This is a genomic window from Micromonospora sp. CNZ280 (assembly GCF_011759515.1).
In genome coordinates this window covers 27,319-46,072 of sequence record NZ_JAAOYP010000001.1, presented here as the reverse complement: position 1 = coordinate 46,072, position 18,754 = coordinate 27,319, and the positions used below count along the sequence as shown (strand labels likewise).

General features: G+C 73.9%; 14 protein-coding genes and 5 pseudogenes. 10 read left to right on the top strand and 9 right to left on the bottom strand.

What is annotated here, in order from left to right; all coding sequences use genetic code 11:
• Positions 1–318 precede the first annotated feature (318 nt).
• From uvrB to FHX32_RS00205, 4 genes are all read left to right on the top strand, one after another.
• Positions 319–2,430 carry an excinuclease ABC subunit UvrB gene (gene uvrB, locus FHX32_RS00220; protein ID WP_167178335.1) on the top strand — a complete coding sequence of 704 codons (2,112 nt, stop codon included), beginning with the start codon at positions 319–321 and terminating at the stop codon, positions 2,428–2,430.
• Between the two features lie 35 nt (positions 2,431–2,465).
• Positions 2,466–3,449 (top strand): helix-turn-helix domain-containing protein, encoded by a 984-nt coding sequence (locus tag FHX32_RS34775; RefSeq protein WP_486480849.1) that lies wholly within the window; start codon positions 2,466–2,468, stop codon positions 3,447–3,449.
• A 24-nt stretch (positions 3,450–3,473) separates the two neighbouring features.
• Positions 3,474–3,842 (top strand): VOC family protein, encoded by a 369-nt coding sequence (locus FHX32_RS00210; protein ID WP_167178337.1) that lies wholly within the window; start codon positions 3,474–3,476, stop codon positions 3,840–3,842.
• A 141-nt stretch (positions 3,843–3,983) separates the two neighbouring features.
• A complete protein-coding gene (locus tag FHX32_RS00205) occupies positions 3,984–4,841 on the top strand; it encodes a Scr1 family TA system antitoxin-like transcriptional regulator (protein WP_167178339.1) in 858 nt (285 codons plus the stop codon).
• Between the two features lie 34 nt (positions 4,842–4,875).
• Here FHX32_RS00205 and FHX32_RS00200 read toward each other — a convergent pair whose 3' ends face one another.
• Positions 4,876–5,637, bottom strand: a complete 762-nt coding sequence (locus FHX32_RS00200; protein ID WP_167178341.1) for an SDR family oxidoreductase — start codon at positions 5,635–5,637, stop codon at positions 4,876–4,878.
• A gap of 137 nt (positions 5,638–5,774) precedes the next feature.
• Positions 5,775–6,068, bottom strand: a complete 294-nt coding sequence (locus FHX32_RS00195) for an antibiotic biosynthesis monooxygenase family protein (protein ID WP_167178342.1) — start codon at positions 6,066–6,068, stop codon at positions 5,775–5,777.
• 102 nt (positions 6,069–6,170) lie between these two features.
• Here FHX32_RS00195 and FHX32_RS34350 point away from each other — a divergent pair, with 102 nt between their 5' ends.
• Together FHX32_RS34350 and FHX32_RS00185 are read left to right on the top strand one after the other, a co-directional pair.
• Entirely contained in the window at positions 6,171–6,320 is a 150-nt protein-coding gene (locus FHX32_RS34350; protein WP_208417885.1) for a hypothetical protein, read from the top strand.
• A gap of 488 nt (positions 6,321–6,808) precedes the next feature.
• Positions 6,809–7,807 (top strand): TerC family protein, encoded by a 999-nt coding sequence (locus FHX32_RS00185; RefSeq protein WP_167178344.1) that lies wholly within the window; start codon positions 6,809–6,811, stop codon positions 7,805–7,807.
• Positions 7,808–8,025: 218 nt separating this feature from the next.
• Here FHX32_RS00185 and FHX32_RS00180 read toward each other — a convergent pair.
• Positions 8,026–8,670: pseudogene (locus tag FHX32_RS00180) on the bottom strand (C40 family peptidase); the annotation flags it as partial.
• Positions 8,671–8,864: 194 nt separating this feature from the next.
• Complete coding sequence (locus tag FHX32_RS00175; RefSeq protein WP_167178348.1) at positions 8,865–9,962, bottom strand: dipeptide epimerase; 1,098 nt, start codon at positions 9,960–9,962, stop codon at positions 8,865–8,867.
• A 121-nt stretch (positions 9,963–10,083) separates the two neighbouring features.
• Between FHX32_RS00175 and FHX32_RS00170 the strand changes: the two are divergent.
• Positions 10,084–10,880: pseudogene (locus tag FHX32_RS00170) on the top strand (tyrosine-protein phosphatase).
• Here the strand turns inward: FHX32_RS00170 and FHX32_RS00165 are convergent.
• From FHX32_RS00165 to FHX32_RS34340, 4 genes are all read right to left on the bottom strand, one after another.
• Complete coding sequence (locus tag FHX32_RS00165; protein ID WP_167178362.1) at positions 10,846–11,547, bottom strand: lysoplasmalogenase; 702 nt, start codon at positions 11,545–11,547, stop codon at positions 10,846–10,848. The pseudogene FHX32_RS00170 and the gene FHX32_RS00165 sit on opposite strands and share 35 nt — an antisense overlap.
• A gap of 163 nt (positions 11,548–11,710) precedes the next feature.
• Complete coding sequence (locus FHX32_RS00160) at positions 11,711–12,583, bottom strand: serine hydrolase (protein WP_167178354.1); 873 nt, start codon at positions 12,581–12,583, stop codon at positions 11,711–11,713.
• 109 nt (positions 12,584–12,692) lie between these two features.
• Positions 12,693–12,986: a winged helix-turn-helix domain-containing protein gene (locus FHX32_RS34345; protein WP_208417884.1), complete on the bottom strand. Its 294-nt coding sequence runs from the start codon at positions 12,984–12,986 to the stop codon at positions 12,693–12,695.
• Entirely contained in the window at positions 12,970–13,392 is a 423-nt protein-coding gene (locus FHX32_RS34340; protein ID WP_208417883.1) for a DUF5937 family protein, read from the bottom strand. Before FHX32_RS34340 ends, FHX32_RS34345 begins: the two co-directional genes overlap by 17 nt.
• A 380-nt stretch (positions 13,393–13,772) precedes the next feature.
• On the opposite strand from FHX32_RS34340, the gene FHX32_RS00150 reads away from it, so the two are divergent.
• Positions 13,773–14,279, top strand: coding sequence for a tetratricopeptide repeat protein (locus FHX32_RS00150; RefSeq protein WP_167178358.1), 507 nt, complete (start codon positions 13,773–13,775; stop codon positions 14,277–14,279).
• A gap of 145 nt (positions 14,280–14,424) precedes the next feature.
• On the opposite strand, the pseudogene typA reads toward FHX32_RS00150, so the two are convergent.
• A pseudogene (gene typA, locus FHX32_RS00145) lies at positions 14,425–16,293 on the bottom strand (translational GTPase TypA).
• Between the two features lie 148 nt (positions 16,294–16,441).
• Between typA and FHX32_RS00140 the strand changes: the two are divergent.
• Together FHX32_RS00140 and FHX32_RS34770 are read left to right on the top strand one after the other, a co-directional pair.
• Positions 16,442–17,768 (top strand): annotated as a pseudogene (locus FHX32_RS00140) (DedA family protein); the annotation flags it as partial.
• 86 nt (positions 17,769–17,854) lie between these two features.
• Positions 17,855–18,732, top strand: a pseudogene (locus tag FHX32_RS34770) (transglycosylase SLT domain-containing protein).
• Positions 18,733–18,754 lie beyond the last annotated feature (22 nt).

The window sequence follows — 18,754 nt, the reverse complement described above, 5'->3', positions numbered from 1 at the left end:
GCGGGGCCGACATCCGGGTTCGGGCTGTGCCGCCGATCAGGGGCCGGGAGGTGGGGCAGGGGCGCTCGCGGCGGCCGGTCTGCGCGTCACGCGCGACCACACGGGTGCGCACGCCGGACGGACCGGGTGCTGCGACCCCGGTGCCGGGGGCGGGCCCGGCCGTTGACGGCCTGGCCACCGGCCCGGTCGGCCGCCGCGAGCGGCCTACACGGAGAGCGTAGCCGGGTGAGATGGGCCACACAATGGGAATATCGAAGCCGATCAGGGACCGACCGTAGTCGCCGCGGAGTGTCGGACCCCCGGCGTACCGTTGGGGTCATGGCGCTCGACATTCCCCGTCTCGACGGCCGGTTCCAGGTCGTCAGCGAGTTCCAGCCCGCCGGCGACCAGCCGGCCGCGATCGACGATCTGGAGCGTCGGGTCCGCGGCGGCGACCGCGCCACGGTGCTGCTCGGCGCGACCGGCACCGGCAAGAGCGCCACCACCGCGTGGCTGATCGAGCGGTTGCAGCGGCCGACGCTGGTGCTCGCGCCGAACAAGACGCTCTGCGCGCAGCTGGCCAAGGAGTTCAGCGAGCTGCTGCCGCACAACGCGGTCGAATACTTCGTCTCGTACTACGACTACTACCAGCCCGAGGCGTACATCCCGCAGACCGACACCTACATCGAGAAGGACTCCTCGATCAACGAGGAGGTCGAGCGGCTGCGGCACTCGGCGACCATGTCGCTGCTCACCCGGCGCGACGTGATCGTGGTGGCCACCGTCTCGGCGATCTACGGCCTGGGCACCCCGGAGGAGTACCTCGACCGGGCCGTGCGGGTCGCCGTCGGCCAGGAGCTCGACCGCGACCAGCTGCTGCGCCGCCTGGTCGACATCCAGTACACCCGCAACGACATGGCCTTCAACCGCGGCACCTTCCGGGTCCGCGGCGACACCCTGGAGATCATCCCGGCGTACGAGGAGCTCGCCGTCCGGATCGAGCTGTTCGGCGACGAGGTGGAGAAGCTCTACTACCTCAACCCGCTCACCGGCGACGTGGTCCGCGAGGTCGATCACCTGCTGATCTTCCCCGCCACGCACTACGCGGCCGGGCCGGAGCGGATGGAGCGGGCGATCCGCGACATCGAGACCGAGCTGGGTGAACGGCTGGCCGAGCTGGAGCGGCAGGGCAAGCTGCTGGAGGCGCAGCGGCTGCGGATGCGCACCACGTACGACATCGAGATGATGCGGCAGGTCGGCTTCTGCTCCGGCATCGAGAACTACTCGATGCACATCGACGGCCGGCTGCCCGGCAGCCCGCCGCACTGCCTGCTCGACTACTTCCCCGACGACTTCCTCACAGTGGTCGACGAGTCGCACGTGACCATCCCGCAGATCGGCGGCATGTACGAGGGCGACGCGTCCCGCAAGCGGATGCTCATCGACCACGGCTTCCGGCTGCCCAGCGCGGCCGACAACCGCCCGCTGCGCTTCGACGAGTTCCTGGAGCGGGTCGGCCAGATGGTCTTCCTCTCCGCCACCCCGGGCCCGTGGGAGCTGGAGCAGTCCCAGGGCGAGTTCGTGGAGCAGGTGATCCGCCCGACCGGCCTGATCGACCCGGAGGTCATCGTCAAGCCGACCAAGGGGCAGATCGACGACCTCATGCACGAGATCAAGCTGCGTACCGAGCGGGACGAGCGGGTGCTGGTCACCACGCTCACCAAGAAGATGGCCGAGGATCTCTCCGACTACCTGCTCGAGAACGGCATCCGGGTGCGCTACCTGCACTCCGAGGTGGACACCCTGCGCCGGGTCGAGCTGCTGCGCGAGTTGCGCAAGGGCGACTACGACGTGCTGGTCGGCATCAACCTGCTCCGGGAGGGCCTCGACCTGCCCGAGGTGTCGCTGGTGGCGATCCTGGACGCCGACAAGGAGGGCTTCCTGCGCAGCGGCCGGTCGCTGATCCAGACCATCGGCCGGGCGGCCCGGAACGTCTCCGGCCAGGTGCACATGTACGCCGACAAGATCACCCCGTCGATGGCGGACGCGATCGAGGAGACCAACCGCCGGCGGGCCAAGCAGATCGCGCACAACGAGGCGCACGGGATCAGCCCGGAGCCGCTGCGCAAGAAGATCCACGACATCCTCGACGACATCTACCGCGAGGCGGAGGACACCGAGCAGAACACCCGCGTCGGCGGCGCGGTGCGGCAGCTCTCCCGGGGCAAGGCCCCGGTCAAGGAAACCCGCAGCCGGGGCCGGGCCGGCGCCACCGCGCCCGCTCGCGAGGGCATGGCCCGGGCCGAGCTGGCCCAGCTCATCCAGGAGTTGAACGACCAGATGCTGGCCGCCGCCCGGGAGCTGCAGTTCGAACTGGCCGCCCGGATCCGTGACGAGGTGGCCGACCTGAAGAAGGAACTGCGGGGGATGGACGCCGCCGGCGTGAAGTGACACCGGCGGTCGACGGGACGGACGGTCGGTCGGGGATGAGCGCGGTCGAGGCAGCGGTCGACGAGGTCGTCCTCGGGGCGCCCGCCACCCGGCTGCGGCCCTTCGTCGACCGCTACATCGGCTATCGGGAGCGGGCGGCGCTGCCGCTGGTCCGCCGCGAGGTGGCCGGGGCCTTCGTGGTGGTGATCCTCGGCTGGGGCGCCCCCCTCGACGTGGTCGACCCGCGGGACGCCGCCCGGGGCGCACACCGGGTGGACTCCTTCGTCGCCGGCATGTTCGACGGCCCCTGCACCACCCGCCTGGTCGGCGTCGGCGAGGGGGTGCAGCTGCTGCTGGCCCCGCTGGCCGCCCGCCGGATCCTCGGCCTGCCGCTGGTCGAGCTGACCAACCGGGCGGTGGGGGTGGCGGCGCTGCCGGGCGGCTGGCTCGACCGGCTCCGGGTCCGGCTGGCCACCGCCGCCGACTGGTCGGCCCGGTTCGCGCTGCTCGACGCCGCGTTGACGGCCCGGCTGGCGGACACCGAGCCGGTCGACGCGCGGCTGGCGTGGGCGTGGCGGCGGCTCGCCGAAACCGGGGGCCAGGTCGCCGTCGGCGCCCTCGCCGGCGAGCTGGGTTGGAGCCGCCGGCATCTGGCCGCCCGGTTCCGCGACGAGGTCGGGCTGACGCCGAAGACCACCGCCCGGTTGCTCCGCTTCCAGCGGGCGTACGCGACCCTGACGGCCGGGCCGGCCCTCGCCGTCGACCCGGCGCCGCCCACCGCGGGCGGCGGAAGCGGCGCGACCGGCCGGCGCGGCTCAGGCGACCCGGGCGGCGCGACCGGCCAGAGCGGCCCAGGGGGTCCGGCCGGACAGCGCGGCCCGGCGGGTCCGGGCGGGTCCGGCGGCCCGCTGGCGGGCGGTTGGGCTCAGATCGCCGCCCGGTGCGGCTACTACGACCAGTCCCACCTGATCCGCGACTTCCGGGAGTTCGCCGGCGAAACCCCGACCGCGCTCGGGTCACATTCGTCCAATCCGGGGTGACCGGGCCGGCGGCAGACTCGGGGCATGCGAACCATCTATCCGATCTTCCGCTACCCGGACGCCCGAGCGGCCATCGACTGGCTCTGCACCGCCTTCGGCTTCACCGTGCACGCCCGGCACGACGCGCCCGACGGTTCGGTGGCGCACGCCGAACTCAGCCTGGACACCGGCATGATCATGGTGGGCGAGCTGCCCCACCCGCGACCCCGGCCGGGCGACGAGGACTGGACGGTCTACGTGGCGGTCGACGACGTCGACGCACACTGCGCCCAGGCCCGGTCGGCCGGCGCCGAGATCGTCCGGGAGCCGTTCGACACCGACTACGGCTCCCGCGACTACGCCGCCCGTGACCTGGCCGGCAACGTCTGGTCCTTCGGCACGTACCGGCCCTGACCCGGTGGCGGCCGGCCGCCACACGATGTGCGGCGTGGCGGGCCGCGAGATCGGTTACGCGCGAGCGACGATTGCGGTGAGCGAGCGTGGTATTGCGCTGGGTGATCGTCCTGCGTACTCTCCCTCGGTGGGGAGGCGGGGATGCCGTTGCCAACGAGTCCGGTCATTCGACGTGCGCGGCTCGGAGCCGAGTTGCGCCAACTGCGCCGGCGGGAGGCGCTCACTCTGGAACAGGTCTGCGACCGGCTGGGCTGGGCCTCGACCTCCAAGCTGTCCCGCATCGAGCTGGGGCAGAGCCGGCCGGACCTCGCCGACGTGCTCGACCTGCTGGACGTCTACCAGGTGCCGGCGCCGCAGCGGGACGCGCTGATCGTCATCGCCCGGGACGCGGCCACCAGCCGGGGCTGGTGGAAGGCGCTCGGCGAGATGAGCGAGCGGCAGCGCACGTACGCGGAGCTGGAGGCGGGCGCAGCGAGCATCGTGGACTACCAACCCGCGGTGGTGCCCGGGCTGTTGCAGACCCCGGCGTACGCGCGGTTGCGCATCGCCGCCGGCCGGTTGCTGGACAGCGGCCTGGACGTCGAGGCCGATGTACGGGCCCGGGTCGCCCGGCACGACGTGCTCCGCCGGCCCGAACCACCCCGGTACACAGCGCTGCTCGCCGAGGCCGCCTGTGACCCCGCCGACGCCCCGCCGGAGGTGTGGCGGGAGCAGCTGCGGCACCTGGTGGACCTGGCCGAGCTGCCGAACGTGACGGTCCGGTTGCTGCCCCGGGGGGTCGCCGCGCGGGGCGTGCAGCCGCTCACCCCGTACTCGTGCTACTCGTTCCCGGACCCGGCCGATCCGCGCACCGTGATGCTGGAGGCGCTGACCACCGACGTGCGCCTGGTGACGCCGCCGGACGTCGACCGGTACGAGCGGATCACCGGGTGGCTGCTCGGCGTGGCCCTGCCGGCGGAGGAGAGCGCCGCGGAGCTGGCCCGCCGCGCCGCCGGCTGAGCGGGCGGTCAGCGGGCAGAGGTCGGGCCGCTGGTCACGCGTGGCGGCGGAAGCCGCCCTCGGAGTCGATCACCTGGCCGGTGATCCATTCGGCATCCGGGGAGCAGAGGAACCGCACCAGCCGGGCGGCGTCCCGCGGGGTGCCCCAGCGCCCGCCGGGGAAGAGCCGCGCCACCGCCTCGTGGACCTCCGGCGGGGCGTAGCCGGTGTCGGTGGGCCCGGGATTGACGCAGTTGACAGTGATGCCGGCGGGCATCAGCAGCGGGGCGAGCTGAACGGTCAGGTTCTCCACCGCCGCCTTGCTGGCCGCGTACGCCAGCTCGCCGGGCATCGGGCCGAGGCGCTGCCCGCTGGAGAAGAGCACCAGCCGGCCGCCCGACCCGGCGCTGAACGCCGCCGCGAACGCCTCGGCCAGCAGCAGCGTGGCCCGAACGTTGACCAGCAGGTGCCGGTCGATCTCGGTGGCGTCCAGCGCTCCGAGCGGGGTGTGCGTGGAGTACGCGTGCACCGCCACCACCGCGTCGAGCCGGCCGTGCCGGCGTACCGCCTCGCCGACCAGCGCGGCCGGCACCGCCGGGTCGAGCAGGTCCGCCCGCTGGTAGGCCGCCACGTCACCCAACTCGCCCAGCAGGGCCGGCACGCCGTCGGGGTCGCCACCGTAGGGCTGCGCCTCGTCGAACTCCGGCAGGCCGGTGAGCAGCAGCCGCCAACCGTCCGTGGCGAGTGTGCGGGCGACCGCCGCGCCGATGCCGATCCGCCGGCTCACGCCGGTCACCAGAGCCACCCGCTGCGTCATGGCCGCCAGTCAACCGGCACCGGTGGTCGAAGATCAACCGATATCGCCGCGCGAGTCACCGGGCCCGGCGCCCCCGAGCCCGTCGGGACCGGCGACCCGCGCGTGCAGGCGGACGATAGGACAGGGGTACGACAGCCTCAGGCCGGCACGTCCACGAAGTGCTCGACCAGCGGCGGGTTGGCGAAGTACGGGCCGATCAGCTCCCGCCACCGGGCGAACCGGTCACTGCCCCGGAAGTTCTCGTTGTGCGCCTCGACGGAGTCCCACTCGACCAGCAGCACGAACCGGGACGGCGACTCGACGCCCCGGGTCATCCGCACCGACCGGCAGCCGGGGGTGCCGGCGAGCACCGGGTGCCCCTTGGCGTACGCGGCGGCGAACTCGTCCTCGTGTCCCGGTAGTACGTCGATGAGCGCGACCTCAAGCACCATGCCGGGAAGCCTTTCACGGTGCCGGGGCGGGACAGCGTCGCGGGGGTCCGTTTTCCGGGGTGTCGGGCGCGCCCAGGGCGGGCGCGCGGAAGGTGGAGCGGCATGATCGACCGGCTCGCCGGCACGGCGTTCAGCGTGGCGGGCACCGGCACCACCCGGGCCGGTCTGCTGGTTTTCGCCACTGGCGCGCTCACCGTCCGACTGGGTCGCTGGCCGACCCGCTGGTCGCACCGCCTCTCCCAGAGCACCTAGCCTCCTAGGATGCCTTTCGGGTGTGCGCTCCGACGCCCGGCCGCAGGCCGACGCCCCGTCCGGTGGCTGACGGATCTCACCGGGCGCCGGCGACAAACGACATCAGCCACGGCCGCAGCGGCAGGCGCGCCTCAGACCCCGGGCCGATCGCCGTGGTCGTCGCGGCGCTACGACCGGATCCGCGGCGATTCGTAGGGTTGGCGGGGCCGGGGGTGGGGGAGGACACCGAGCGCCCAGGGTGCGGTCACTGGTCGCAGTGGTGAAGAATGGTGCGTGAGGAGGGGAGTATTCCCCCGCGACGGAGTCGTCAGCACGGTCGAGCGCCGGCCCCCCGGTGGCGCGACCCGGCCCCGTCGGTCACCGCCCCGCTCCCGGGACGGTGACGGAAGAGACCTCCGACAGTCACCAGAGTCAGCGTCACCGGCACGCCGCGCCCCTGTGGGGCGTACGGTGTGCCGGACGTTGCGTGTCTGCCGGAGGAATGAACGTTGGACGTGTCCGGACTGGTGTGGGCGGGAACCCTCGTCGCACTGACCGCGATCCTGCTCGTCGACCTGCTGATCATCGGCCGGCGGCCGCACGAGCCGAGCGTGCGCGAGTCCAGCCTGTGGGTGGGCTTCTACGTCGCCCTGGCCCTGGTCTTCGGCGCCGGGGTGTGGCTCGCCTCCGGCCCGAGCGCGGCCGGCCAGTTCTACACCGGCTGGCTCACCGAGTACAGCCTCTCGGTGGACAACCTCTTCGTCTTCGTGATCATCATGGCCCGCTTCGCGGTGCCCCGGCAGTACCAGCAGAAGGTGCTGCTCATCGGCATCGTCCTGGCGCTGGTCATGCGCGGTGGGTTCATCGCCGCCGGCGCGGCGCTGATCTCCCAGTTCTCCTGGGTCTTCTACATCTTCGGCGCGTTCCTCATCTACACCGCTGTCAACCTGGCCCGCCAGGGTGAGCCGGACGAGGACGAGTTCACCGAGAACGTGCTGATCCGCTGGAGCCGCAAGGCGTTGCCGATCTCCAGGGAGTACGACGAAGCGAAGCTCACCACCCGCGAGAACGGCCGCCGGTTGTTCACCCCGATGCTGATCGTCATGATCGCAATCGGCACCACCGACCTGATCTTCGCGCTCGACTCGATCCCGGCCATCTTCGGCATCACCCAGGAGCCGTACCTGGTCTTCACCGCCAACGTGTTCGCGCTGATGGGGCTGCGGCAGCTCTACTTCCTGCTGGGTGGCCTGCTGGACCGGCTGATCTACCTCAGCTACGGGCTGGCCGTGGTGCTCGGCTTCATCGGCGTCAAGCTCGTGCTGGAGGCGCTGGCCGACAACAACCTGCCGTTCATCAACAACGGCGAGCACGTGGCCTGGGCCCCGCACATCCCGATCTGGCTCTCCCTCACGGTCATCCTCGGCACCCTGCTGGTGGCGACGATCGCCAGCCTGGTGAAGTCGTCCCGGGACCGGCGGCGGGTGTTGGCCGAGGCGCGCCGCTGACCGCGCGTCGCTGAGGCGCGGTCGAGACGTGGCCGAGGGGCGCTCCCACCCGGGAGCGCCCCTCGGGGCGTACGGGGTGGGTCAGACCCGGTGCGCGCCGACCAGGTGGCGGTGCGGTCCGCCGGCAACTGCTCCTCCAGCACCCGCCGGCGCAGGTAGCAGGCGTGCAGCATGCGGCGGTCGTCACCGGGACGCGGCGTGGCGGTGACGATGCCGATGTGGTGGATCTTGCGGCCGGGGCGGGCGAAGAAGTAGAGGTCGCCGGGGCGTTCCGCGCCGAGCGGGACCGGGGTGGTCGCCTCGGCCTGGTCGTCGGCGTCGCGGGGCAGCACCACGCCGAACCGCCGCCAGGCCAGGTGCACCAGGCCGGAGCAGTCGATGCCGTACGCCGACACCCCGCCCCAGATGTAGACGACGTCGAGCAGCCGGGCGGCGACGGCGAGCACGTCGCCGGCGGTCGGCGGCGTGGTGGGCACCGGGACCGCGTGCGCGGCCGGCAGCCAGAGCGGGCGGGCGTGCCCGGGGGCGTGCACCGGGCGCCACCCGTCGACGGGCGGCCCGGCCGGCGTCAGCCGGGTGCCGAGGATGACGTCGGGGAGGACCACCTCGCCGCCCGGCGTGGCGCGCAGCGCGGTGACCGTGGCGTCGACCACCAGCGGGTCGGCGTCGGCCGGCGTGTCGGCCGGGGCGAGCTGGTCGGCCGGCAGCCAGCCGGGGTAGCCGCGCGGGTCGAGCTTGGCCGCCGGTTGCTGCACCGCGACCACGTGCGCCCAGCCGTCCGGGCGCAGTTCGGTGACCAGCACCCGCTCGCCGAGCAGCAGCTGGCTCAGCACGCAGTCGCCGACCTGCTGGTCGGTGTTCATGCCGGAGATCCAGGCCGGGATGTCGGTGCGCGCGGCGAGGGCGGGCCGGTCGACGGGGCGTACCGCCTCGGGGGAGGTCCACAGGGTCGCGACCGCGACCCGGACCACGGCCTCGCGGCCCGGTTGCAGCTCCACGGTCCACCCCCACCTCGCGCCGCCTGTCACCGCGACCCTATGAAAGATTCCAACGGTCATCAACTACGGGGTTGCACTTTTGCTTCAGTGACGGTGCTGATTCCGAGACCCGGCGCGTCCGGCAGCACCACGGTGGCGCCGTCGTACCGGATCCCGTCGCGCACCGGTGACCAGGCCAGCCACCAGGCGGCGTCCAGGTCGGAGACGGCGGTGGTGCGGTAGGCGGCGACCAGGCTCGCCGCGGCCCCGATGCCGACCTGGCTCTCCATCATGGACCCGACGATCGTGCCGAGGTCGTGCGCGGCGGCCAGGTCGAGCAGGGTCCGGGCCGGGTGCAGGCCGCCGCACTTGGCGAGCTTGACGTTGACCATGTCGGCCGCCCGGCGGCGGATCACCTCGACCAGGTCGCGGACGCCGAAGACCGCCTCGTCGGCGAGGATCGGCACCTGCACCCGGTCGCTGACCCAGGCCAGCCCGTCCAGGTCCCACCGGGGCACCGGCTGCTCGACCAGTTCCACGTCGAGGCCGGCGTCCTCGATGCCGCGGATCACCCGGACCGCCTCGCGGGGCGTCCAGCCCTGGTTGGCGTCCAGCCGGATGCGCACGCCGTTGCCGACGGCGGCCCGTACCGCCCGGACCCGCTCCAGGTCGCCGGCGGCGTCGGTGCCGACCTTCAGCTTGAGCACCCCGAACCCCTCGGCCCTGCGCTGCCGGGCCGCGGCCGCCAGGTCCACGGCGTCGCCGGCGGCGAGCGTGACGTCCGTGGGCACCCGCAGGGTGGTGCCGCCGAGCAGCCGCACCAGCGGTACGCCGAGCCGCCGGGCGGCCAGGTCGTGCAGGGCCACGTCGACGGCGGCCTTGGCGGCCTCGTTGCCGGCCACCGCCCGTTGCACCTCGGCACAGCGGGCCACCAGGTCGTCCGGGTCGCGGCCGGTGAGCATCGGCCCGAGCAGGTCCCGTACGCAGGCCTCGGCGCCGGCTACCGAGGCGCCGGTGACCTGCCAGACCTGCGGCGCCTCGCCGAACCCGGACCGGCCGTCGCCGTCGACCAGCTCGACGACCAGGGTCTCCACGGTGGTGGTGCGGCGCAGCGCGGTGACGAACGGGGTGTGTAAGGGGGCGCTGAGCCGGTGGGTGCGTACCGCGGCGATGGTCATGTGCGGCACCCTATATCCGGACGGGTGGCGACAGGGGAGGCCGGATGGGCGAGGGTCACCGAGCGGATCGTGCGGGTGCGGCGACGGCGCGCGCCGGCGCCGAGCGGAACGGAGCGGCGGCATGAGGGAACGGGACTGGGCACTGGTGGGCGCGCCGAACGCGCGTGACCTCGGTGGCATGGTCGGCGCGGGCGGTCGGCGGGTGCGGCCCGGGGTGCTGATCCGTACCCCGGCGCTGGGCCGGCTCACCGACGATGACCTGCCGGTGCTGGCCAAGCTCGGCCCGGCCTGCGTTATCGACCTGCGGGACCACTCTGAGCAGGCGGTCGCCCCGCCGGACCGGCTGCCCGGTGAGCCGCGGGTGCTGCACCTGCCGGTGCACGACGCGGAGCACCCGGTCTTCACGTACGTCTCGGCGGTGCTGCTCGGCCACGACCTGGCCGCGTACGCGGAACTGGCCCGGCAGGGCACGCCGGCGGCGATGGCGGCCATCTACCGCTGGTTCGTCAGCGGGGCGGTGGCCCGGGCCAGGTTCGCCGAGGCGGTGCGGGCGGCGGCTCGGCCGGAGAACCTGCCGTTGCTCTACCACTGCTCGGCCGGGAAGGACCGCACCGGTTGGCTGACGGTGGTGCTGCTGCACGCGCTCGGCGTGGACGAGGCGGTGATCCGGGCCGAGTACCTGGCGAACAACCCGCTGACCGCGAGTCTGCGGAGGTGATCCTGGAGGCGATGCGGCAGCGGCAGCCGGCGCTGGACGAGGCGGCGGTGCGGCCGGTGCTGGAGGTGCGCCCCGAGTACCTGGACGCGGCGTACGGGGAGGTGCGCCGGGTGCACGGCTCGTTCGGGGCGTACCTGCGTGACGGGCTCGGGCTGACCGACGAGCTCATCGGGTCGCTGCGGGCGCACCTGCTGGAGTGACCGGCGCCGGGTCCGGGATGCCGCGGGTGGCCCAGCCGGTGACGATCAGGGCCTGCCCGGCGGCGTAGGTCGCCATCACCCAGATCGGCGGACCGGGCAGGGTGGCCACCTCGGCCACGCCGGTGGCGATGAGCAGGTCGGAGCCGAGGAAGAGGGCGCCGCCGAGGCCGACCCGCCAGCCGTGTGCCGCGGCGGTGGCGGCCATGGTGGCCAGGGCGACCGCGTAGCCGGCCACCGGCACGGCCAGCCCGGCGTCGGTGAGTCCGCCCCACATCCAGGCCAGCGCGGCGACGGTCAGCACCGCGTAGGCCACGCCGACGGCGACCAGCGGCGGGCGGCGCAGCGCGACCGCCGCGCCGGCGCGGGTGAAGGCCGCGATGTAGCAGAGGTGCGCGGCGAGGAAGAGCGCCATGCCGGTGAGGAAGGCGGCGGTGCCGTCGCCGAGCAGCGCGACGTCGCCGCCGGTGGAGAAGGCCAGCGCGGCGAGGACCAGCCGGGTCGCCGGCACGCCGCGGTCGGCGGCGGCCCGCCAGAGGTACGCGGCCAGCAGCGGCATCAGCAGCGGCTTGCTGAGCAGTACGCCGAGGTCGCTGCCGGTGGCGTTGGCGAGCAGGTTCGCCGCCGTCGCCACGACGAAGGCGGTGAGGATGGTGCGGCTGCTGGGCATCGGCGCTCCTCCGGGTGGTGGCCAGCAGCGTAGGCGGTGCGGCGGCCGGAGGCCATCGGCCGGTGCGCGGTCGCCCGGTGGCTGTCCGTGCCGGACGGCGGCTGCGGTCTGCCGCACCGGGTCGTCCGCCGTCGGCGGATCCGCCCGGGCGGCGGACCGGCGGCTATCCGTCGCTGCACAGGTCGTGGCGGGCGGCCCAGACGGCGGCGGAGATGTCGGCGATCAGCTGGCAGGCGTCGTCCTCGGCCTCGTCGCCGGTGGGGCCACCGTCGGCGAGGTCGGTGGTGGTGCAGACGACCACCGCGTACGGGGGCGCGTCGGCGGGGAAGACCACGCCCGCGCCGTGGCGCACCCCGCGGACCCAGCCGTTCTTGTGCGCGATGCGGGTGCCCGGGGGCAGCCCGGCGGCGAGGTCCTCGCGGTGTTCCTGGGCGAAGAGCACGTCGAGCATGGCGGCGCAGCCGGCGGGGGAGGCCAGCGGGCCGGGCCGGGTGGCGCCGGTGGCCAGCGCGGCGAGCAGCGCGGCCAGGTCGGCGGCGGTGACCAGGTTGGTGATGCCGGCGTCGCGGGCGGCGAAGTCCTCGATGCCGCGGCCGGTGACGGCGTGCCGGGCCCCGGCCAGCGTCCAGACCTCGGCGACGGCGGGCAGGCCGACGTGGCCGATGACCAGGTTGGTGGCGAGGTTGCTGGAGCGCACGATCATCCGGTGGGCGAGCCAGCGCAGGGTGGCGGTGCCGCCGACCCGCTCCCAGACGGCGTCGTCGTTGTCGTAGTGGCGGGCGCAGGCGAAGCGGGGGGCGCCCGGCAGCGCCGAGTCGAACGAGTTGCGCACCGGGACCGGGGCGTCCAGGTCGAGGGTGCCGGCCTCGGCGGCCCGGTGCAGGGCGGCGAGCACGCCGACCTTCATGGTGCTGGCCGCGTAGTGGGTGGCGTCGGGCAGCCGGGTCCAGGTCGGCGTCGCGGCGAGCCGGCCGGCGTACGCCGAGACGGTGCCGGGCACGCGGTCCAGCCGGGCGTCGAGGTCATCCCAGGTCATGCCGGTGACCGTAGCCGATCATCCGGGCGGTGCCGGCGGCGGACGGCCCGTCACCGCGGTGGAGGCGGCCGGGCGGTCGCCGGGTGGTCGCGCGACCCGCGGTTGCGCCTCAGCGCAGCGCGGCGTCGCCGAGCGGCGTACGTCGGTAGCGGATCTCGTGCCGGTGTCGTTCCCCGGTGACGAACCCGGCGTCGCGTAGCACCGACAGGTGCTCCGAGACCGTGCCGGCGGCCAGCGCGTGGCGGTGGGCCAGCGTCGTCGTGCTGGCCGGCTCGTCGAGGCTGACCAGCAGCGCCGCCCGGGTCCGCCCGATCAGCCGACCCAGCGCCGCGTGCCGGCCGTGGGCTGGGGCTGCCAGAGCGTGCCGAGCCCACGCGCCGGATAGATCACCGTGGGCTGCCACGGCGGGTCCACGATGACGACGACTGATCCCACTTGAAGGCGCTGGGCACCAGCACGAGCCCCTCGCCGCGCAGCTCGCGGTGCTCGTCGTCGCCGTACTCGCGGGTCAGCAAGCCGTTGTGCCAGCGCAGTCGGGGATGCAGCTCGGCGAAGAGCCGGTCCAGGCCGCCCTCGGCGAGGCGTCGGGTCTGGAAGCCGACGTCGGCGTCGAGCAGCCCGCGTACGGTCGGCCAGCTCGGTTCGACCAGCACCTCCCAGGCCCGCCGGACGAGGGAGACCAGTCTCCGGAGCACCACGGCCGGGTCGCCCAGCAGCAGCCGGCCGGTCGCCGACTCGGCCGCCCCGGGGGTGTCCGCCAGTGATCGTCGTACCTCGGCGCGTACCCGGGCGTGGTCGGTGGCGGCCACGGCGGCGAGTTCGTCGGCGAACCGGGCGTGCGGGCTGATCGGTGGCGGCGAGAGGAAGTCGGGGGGTGTAGCCGCGCCGCGGCTGGAGCAGGGTGATCGGTCGCAGGTCGAGTTCGTCCGTGTCGACGGTGCCGAGCCACCGGCGGTGCGGGCCGGCGCCCCTCGCGGGGGGAGAGCAGGCGCACCGCGGACAGCGTTTCGAGGATGGGTGAGATGGCGAAGCGGCAGCGCAGCAGATCGGCTGGGCTGAACCGCAGGGTCACCGCCATCCGCCCCACCCTCCACCGGAAGATTCGGCGGTCGCCGAATCACTGGCGGCGACGGTACCAGCGCTCGCAGAGTGCCTTCCGCCTGGACCGACGAGCACGAGGAGAACGACGATGAACCCGAGCGCCGACTGGGAGCAGCGCAGCGCGGAGCTGTGGGCGGCCTTCAACGCGGCACCGGACGACTGGGACGCGAAGGAGTTCCGCGGGCGGGTCGGGGCCCTCGCCGACGAGTTGGGCCCGGATCATCCGGTGGCCGCGTTCGAGCGGGCCTGCGCCTGGGACTCGACCGGTCACTCGGACAAGGCGGTCCCGCTCTACCGTGCGGCGCTGGAGCGGGGCATCGACGGCATCCGCCGGCGCCGCTCGGTGATCCAGATGGCCAGCTCGCTGCGGAACGTCGGGCAGGCCGAGGAGAGCGTCCGGCTGCTGACCGAGGAGCGCGAGCGCGGCTCCGACGAGCTCGACGACGCGGTCAGCGCGACGCTCGCGCTGGCGTTGACCAGCGTCGGCCGGGAGCGGGAGGCGGTGTCGATCGCGGTCGGGGCGCTCGCCCGGCACCTGCCGCGCTACCAGCGGTCGATGGCCAACTACGCCCGGCTCCTGGTCGAGCCCAGCTGACCGGCCACCGGCTCGGTCCCGCGCCCCGGGCCGGCCGGCCCGGCCGTGGTACTGCCGTCCCGCCGGGGCCGGTCGAGGGGCGCCGACGAGGCCGGGCCGGTCCGCGAGTGGCGGACCGGCCCCGGCCGGGCGGTGCGGCGGCTGGTCAGCCGGCGTGCTTGCGGCGGGCGGCGGCCCGGGCGCGGGCGGTCTGGTCGAGCACCACCTTGCGGATGCGGACCGCGGCCGGGGTCACCTCGACGCACTCGTCCTCGCGGCAGAACTCGAGGGCCTGCTCCAGCGACAGCTTGCGCGGCGGGATCAGCTTCTCGGTCTCGTCGGCGGTCGACGAGCGCATGTTCGTGAGCTTCTTCTCCTTGGTGATGTTGACGTCCATGTCGTCGGAGCGGGAGTTCTCTCCGACGATCATGCCCTCGTACACCTCGGTGCCCGGCTCGACGAAGAGCTGGCCGCGTTCCTGCAGGTTGGTCATCGCGAAGGCGGTGACCGCGCCGGATCGGTCGGCTACCAGCGAGCCGTTGTTGCGGGTCCGCAGCTCGCCGAACCACGGCTCGTAGGACTCGAAGACGTGGTGCAGGATGCCGGTGCCGCGGGTCTCGGTGAGGAACTCGGTGCGGAAGCCGATCAGCCCGCGGGCGGGCACCAGCCACTCCATCCGGATCCAGCCGGTGCCGTGGTTGACCAGCTGCTCCATCCGGCCCTTGCGGCTGGCCAGCAGCTGCGTGATCGCGCCCAGGTAACTCCTCGGGGGCGTCGATGGTCAGCCGCTCGACCGGCTCGCAGGTCTTGCCGTCGATCTCCTTGGTAACCACCTGCGGCTTGCCGACGGTCAGCTCGTAGGACTCCCGGCGCATCTGCTCGACCAGGATGGCCAGCGCCAGCTCGCCGCGGCCCTGCACCTCCCAGGCGTCCGGACGCTCGGTGGGCAGCACCCGCAGCGACACGTTGCCGACGAGCTCCTTGTCGAGGCGGTCCTGACCATCCGGCGGTGACCTTGGCGCCCTTGACCCGGCCCACCAGCGGCGAGGTGTTGGTGCCGATGGTCATCGAGATGGCCGGCTCGTCGACGGTGATCAGCGGCAGCGGCTGCGGGTTCTCCGCGTCCGCGAGGGTCTCGCCGATCATGATCTCGGGGATGCCGGCGACGGCGATGATGTCGCCCGGGCCGGCCGAGTCGGCGGGCTTGCGCTCCAGGCCCTCGGTCATCAGCAGTTCGGAGATGCGCACCCGCTGGGTGCTGCCGTCGGTGCGGCACCAGGCCACGGTCTGGCCCTTGCTGATGGTGCCCTGGCGCACCCGGCACAGCGCGAGCCGGCCGAGGAACGGGGAGGCGTCGAGGTTGGTGACGTGCGCCTGCAGCGGCGCGTCCTGCTCGTACGCGGGCGGCGGGATGGTGTCCAGCAGGGTGCGGAACAGCGGTTCGAGGTTGTGGCTGTCGTCGGGCACCGCGCCGTCGGCGGGCTGGGTCAGCGAGGCGATGCCGTCGCGGGCGCAGGCGTAGACGATCGGGAAGTCGATCTGCTCCTCGTCGGCGTCCAGGTCGAGGAAGAGCTCGTAGGTGTCGTCCACGACCTCCTTGATCCGGGCGTCCGGGCGGTCCACCTTGTTGATCACCAGGATGATCGGCAGGCGGGCCTTGAGCGCCTTGCGCAGCACGAACCGGGTCTGCGGCAGCGGGCCCTCGCTGGCGTCGACCAGCAGCACCACGCCGTCGACCATGGTCAGGCCGCGCTCCACCTCGCCGCCGAAGTCGGCGTGGCCGGGGGTGTCGATGATGTTGATGGTGACCGGGTCCGAGCCGTCGGCCGGCAGGTAGCGCACGCCGGTGTTCTTGGCCAGGATGGTGATGCCCTTTTCCCCGTTCCAGGTCCATGGAGTCCATCACCCGGTCGGCCATCTCGGCCCGGGCGCTGAACGCGCCGGCCTGCCGCAACATGGCGTCGACCAGGGTCGTCTTGCCGTGGTCGACGTGGGCGATGATGGCGACGTTGCGGAGGTCGGTGCGAAGCTGCATACCCTCCATACTCTCCTGTCTGCGGTTGCCGGGGTCGGGTCGGGGTCATCCCCCAGATGGCCCCCGGTCTGGGGCGAAACTCCTGTCCCAGCCGTTGCGACGGCTGGCATGCTGACCCTCGTGTTCATGGGGGCCGAGTGCACGACCTCTGACGTCTCTGCAGGGCCTGCCGGCCCTGCTGATCACCTGGTCGCCGCGCTGATCGTCGCGGCGGAGACCGCCGTGATCTTCGGGCTGCTGGTGCCGGGCGAGGCGACCCTGCTGCTGGTCGGCTTCCTAGCGTACGCGGGGACGTTACGGCTCGCCCCGGCGCTGCTGGTGATGGTGGGCGCCGCCGTGATCGGCGACACACTCGCGTTCCGCGCCGGCCGGCGGTACGGGTCGCGGCTGCGCGCCAGCCGGCTCGGCGCCCGGGTCGGCCCGCACCGGTGGCGGCGGGCGGAGACGATGCTCGGGCCGTCTCGGCGGGCGGGGGGTGTTCACCGCCCGCTGGGTGGCCTTCGTCCGCACCCTGGTGCCCCCGGCTGGCCGGCGCGGCGGGCATGCCGTACCGGCGGTTCGCGCCGTGGAACGCGGCCGGGGTGGCCAGCTTGGTGGGCGGGTCGGTGCTGGTCGGCTACCTGGCCGGGGAGTCGTACGAGACGGTGTCCCGGCTGCTCGGCCGGCCACCGCGCGGTGCTGGTGCTGCTGGCCGCGCTGGTCGCGGTGGTGCTGGCCGGGCGGTGGCTGGGGCCGCAACCCGGACCCGGCCCGGGCGCTGCTGTCCCCGGGCGGCCGGGCTGCCGCCGGTGCGCTGGCTCGGCGCCCGGTACGGCATCCTGTTCTTCCTGCTCGCCATGCGGATCGGGCCGGCCTGGACGCTGCTGATCAATCTGGCCGCCGGGCTGCTGCTGCTCTTCGTCGCCGGGCTGGCCATCGCCTGCTGCTCGGGGCGGTGTGCGGCACAGCGGGCTGGCCGTCGTCGACGGGGCGATAGCCGGCTGGTTCGCCGACCGGCGTACCCCCGGCACGGTCGACGCCACCCTCGCGGTGGGTCTCGGGTGCTGCGCGGCTCGGCCCTGATCGTGGTGGTGGCGGTACTGGCCGTGTGCTGGCCTGGCGGCACCGGCCCTGGCAGGCCGACCTGCTCAGCGTGGTCGGCACGGCCGGGGCGTTCATGCCGCTGGTGGTGCTGGCCGTGGTGACCGACCTGACCGGTCCCGGCGGCGGAGCTGTCGTCTTCCCGACGCAGACCGCGGTGGTGACGGGCGAGCCTGTGCACCCTCGCCTGGCTGGTGTCCCGGCACGCCCGCTGGCCGGTGGCGGTGGCCGCCTGGACGGCCGCCGCGGCCGGGGTGGTGGGGCTCGGCGGCGCCCGCCTCTACCTGGGGTTCAGCACCGCCAGCGGCACCGCCGGCTCGGTGCTGCTCGGGATCGCCTGGACGACCGTGTTCATGGTGGCCTGGGCCACCCGGGACCGGGCGGTGGGCAGCGCCGGGCAGCCGGCGGAGGGTGTCGTCGGGGCCCCGGCGGCCGGTCCGGCCCTGCTAGGGTGCGCCACGACACCGGGGGAGGTGTCGAGATGCGTCGACGCATGGACCGGCTCGCCGCGGTGCTGCTGGTCGGGATGCTGCTGGCCGGCACGTCGGCGGGCCTGCGCCGGGCAGCGGGCCGGGTCGGGCGACCTGACCGCGCCGGTGGCCGCGCCCACCGCGCTGCCGGGTGACCGCTCGACGGCGGGCCCGACGGGGACCGTCGGCGCAGCCGAGCGCGGTCGAGGCGCTGGGCGCGGCGCCGACCCGCGCCGCGTCGCCGAGCGCCGCCCCGAGCCGTACGCCGAGCCGGGCGCCCCGGCCCCGCCCCTGTCGCCAAGCCGCCCACCGAGACGAAGGTGCCACCCGGCGCCGCCGAAGTCGCCGTCGAGCGGCTGCGAGCCCAGCTATCAGGGCAGCCAGGCGAGCCGGGCCCAGGCGAAGGCGGCGCTGACCGACGCGGCGGCGAAGACCTACCTGGCCGACCTCCGCGCCGAGCATCACGATCCCGCTGAACCTGGTCAAGGCCACGGCGTGGCAGGAGAGCGGCTGGCAGTCCAACATCGTCGCGTGTGACGGCGGCATCGGGCTGATGCAGGTGATGCCGGCCACCGCGGACTGGATGAACCAGCGGTTCGGGCAGAGCTACGACGTGCGCGACTACCGCGACAACGCCTACCTCGGGCAACTACCTGGCCTGGTTGACCAAGTACATCGGCGACATGTACTTCGAGGCGGACTACCGCCTCGACGCCGGCCTGTGCACCGCCGAGCTGGACTCCTGCCTGCTCAACGCGGTCCATCGCGGCCTACAACTACGGCCACGGGCGCGGTCGCGGTGGAGGGCCGGCCGCTGGCCGTGCCCAACCCGGGCTACGTGCGCAACGTGCGGGCGCTGATGACCGAGTGCGTCTGCCTCGGCTACTGAGCCCGGCGCGGGGCCGGCACCA